We start from the raw sequence: 2,475 nt of genomic DNA on the forward strand, positions 1-2,475 counted from the left end.
GATGGAGTTTCCACCAGCACCAACTTGGGCTGCTTAGCCAATGCCTGCTCCAACGCCTCATGGTCGGATTGATCGACAAAACTCACCTGCCAAATGCCTTGTTTGGCGCGTGATTCGAGCAAGCGATAGGTGCCGCCATAACAATCGTGCGGGGCGACGATATGATCGCCTGCCTCCAATAGAGATAACACCAAGTTTATCGCCGACATGCCACAGTTAGTCACTACCGCACCCGCGCCCCCCTCTAAGTCAGTCAGCGCTTGTTCCAACTGCGCACGCGTTGGGTTGCCGCCTCGCGCGTAGTCGTAGGTAGGCACATCCCCCAGAGCCGGGAAACGGTAATTGGTCGATAAATACAAGGGAGGCACTACCGCATGGTGCTGGGTGTCGGTGCCAATCCCAGTGCGAACGGCGATGGTGTCGGTTTTTTTCTCTGTCATTATCTGTCCTTGCTAGTCTGTTTGCGCATGGTGGGCGTGATCCAGGCGTCATACTGCCACCTTACCCGTCGCTTTTTGGGACGTCAACACTTCTAGACGTCTACACTCCTTTGCATGTGGCGGTTAATATAGCTAAAATCTCCGCAGCATCATCCTGGGTATTCCTTAATCAAGATAGGTGAGACATGGCGCAGTGGAACGGCGACTACATTAATCCGTATGCCGAACATGGTAAAAAGAAAGAGCAGGTAAAGAAGATCACCGTCTCTATCCCATTAAAAGTACTAAAAATTCTTACTGATGAGCGCACTCGTCGTCAGGTGCAAAACCTGCGTCACGCGACCAACAGCGAGTTGTTGTGTGAGGCATTTCTTCATGCCTACACCGGTCAACCTCTGCCAACCGATGACGATATCCGTAAGGATAAACCCGACAGCATCCCCGCCGAAGCGCGTCGGATCATGAAAGAGCTGGGTATCGAATTCGACGATAGCGAATACTAAAAAAACCCGCCAACCGGCGGGTTTTTCATTACCTGCAGCATCGTGCTGTCTGCCACTTACGCATGACAACATGCCTCGCTACATCATATAGTTTTCTGGCATCTCGATACGAGCTACGCCGGTTTCGACGGCCGCCAGCGCCACTGCACGTGCTACTTTCGGCAACAAACGGGCGTCCATGGGCTTGGGAATGATGTAATCAGGACCAAAGCTGAGCGAAGACAAGCCGGCGGCGTCTAATACTGTTTGTGGCACCGGCTCTTTGGCCAAACTGCGAATGGCCTCGACCGCGGCCAGTTTCATCGCATCGTTAATTTCACTGGCACGCACATCCAATGCACCACGGAAAATAAACGGGAAACAGAGTACGTTATTGACCTGGTTGGGGTAATCCGAACGCCCGGTTCCCATGATCAGATCATCACGGACTTGATGTGCCACATCCGGGTGGATTTCAGGATCCGGATTCGAGCAGGCAAATATCACGGGCTTGTCTGCCATCAGCTTCAAGGCCTCTGGTGAGAGTAAGTCTGGGCCAGATACGCCAACGAACATGTCCGCGCCTTCAATCACATCTTCGAGGGTACGTTTATCGGTGTTATTGGCAAACAGCTGCTTGTATTTGTTGATATCATCACGACGCGTATGGATCACGCCTTTACGATCCAACATATAGATTTTTTCTCGCTGCGCACCACATTTTATTAATAGCTCCATACAGGCAACCGCGGCCGCGCCAGCACCCATGCACACCACCGTCGCCTCACGGATATCTTTGCCTTGTAGCTCGAGCGCGTTAAGCATGCCAGCAGCAGTCACGATGGCAGTACCGTGTTGGTCATCATGGAATACAGGCACTTCGCACCGTGCAATCAGTTGTTTTTCAATTTCAAAACAATCAGGGGCTTTAATATCTTCGAGGTTGATACCGCCAAAGGTGTCAGCAATATTGGCCACGGTATCAACGAACTCATCGATAGTGCGGTGTTTCACTTCAATATCAATCGAGTCCAAACCGGCAAAACGCTTGAATAATAACGCTTTACCTTCCATGACGGGCTTAGAAGCCATCGGGCCTAAGTTCCCCAATCCCAAAATCGCGGTGCCGTTTGAGATCACCGCCACCATGTTGCCTTTACCCGTATAGCGGTAAACCGCATCTGCGTCTTGCGCTATCTCTCGTACCGGCTCAGCAACGCCAGGACTATACGCTAGGGCGAGATCCGCGGCCGAGTCGGCCGGTTTGCTCAATTCAACAGAAATTTTTCCGGGAGTAGGGTATGCATGATAATCCAGCGCTTGCTGGCGTTTATCGTCCGACATCTAGTGTTCCTAATTATTATCGTGAAGGGATAGATAACCAATATCGCCAGGGAAGCGTGAACGATATTAGCCAGACACTCGACAAACCACACAGGGAAGGTTTGCATTCGCATAAAGATGGTAACGCAGGGAGCAAACGTCCACCAGTGCTAACACGCATTCGCGATGATGCTCGGACCTGTTGCCCCAATACAAGGACGATACGATCA

At 51.5% G+C, this 2,475-nt stretch carries 3 protein-coding genes; 1 reads left to right on the top strand and 2 read right to left on the bottom strand.

Annotation, left to right across the window (positions count from 1 at the left end):
* On the bottom strand, window positions 1-440 hold a 440-nt coding region (locus C7A19_RS15390; RefSeq protein ID WP_201264107.1), incomplete at its 3' end, for a PLP-dependent transferase.
* A 185-nt stretch (window positions 441-625) separates the two neighbouring features.
* On the opposite strand from C7A19_RS15390, the gene metJ reads away from it, so the two are divergent.
* On the top strand, window positions 626-943 hold the full coding sequence (metJ, locus tag C7A19_RS15395) for a met regulon transcriptional regulator MetJ (protein WP_069361878.1): 318 nt from the start codon (window positions 626-628) through the stop codon (window positions 941-943).
* A 78-nt stretch (window positions 944-1,021) separates the two neighbouring features.
* Here the strand turns inward: metJ and C7A19_RS15400 are convergent, their stop codons facing one another.
* A complete protein-coding gene (locus C7A19_RS15400; protein WP_077459028.1) occupies window positions 1,022-2,266 on the bottom strand; it encodes a malic enzyme-like NAD(P)-binding protein in 1,245 nt (414 codons plus the stop codon).
* Window positions 2,267-2,475 lie beyond the last annotated feature (209 nt).

The organism is Salinivibrio sp. HTSP, from assembly GCF_003390965.1.
In the GTDB taxonomy this organism is placed as follows: domain Bacteria; phylum Pseudomonadota; class Gammaproteobacteria; order Enterobacterales; family Vibrionaceae; genus Salinivibrio; species Salinivibrio kushneri.

Excerpts from the sequence above, each read along its gene's own strand:
- C7A19_RS15400 (WP_077459028.1), bottom strand. The coding sequence starts at position 2,266 with ATGTCGGACGATAAACGCCAGCAAGCGCTGGATTATCATGCATACCCT.
- metJ (WP_069361878.1), top strand. The coding sequence starts at position 626 with ATGGCGCAGTGGAACGGCGACTACATTAATCCGTATGCCGAACATGGT.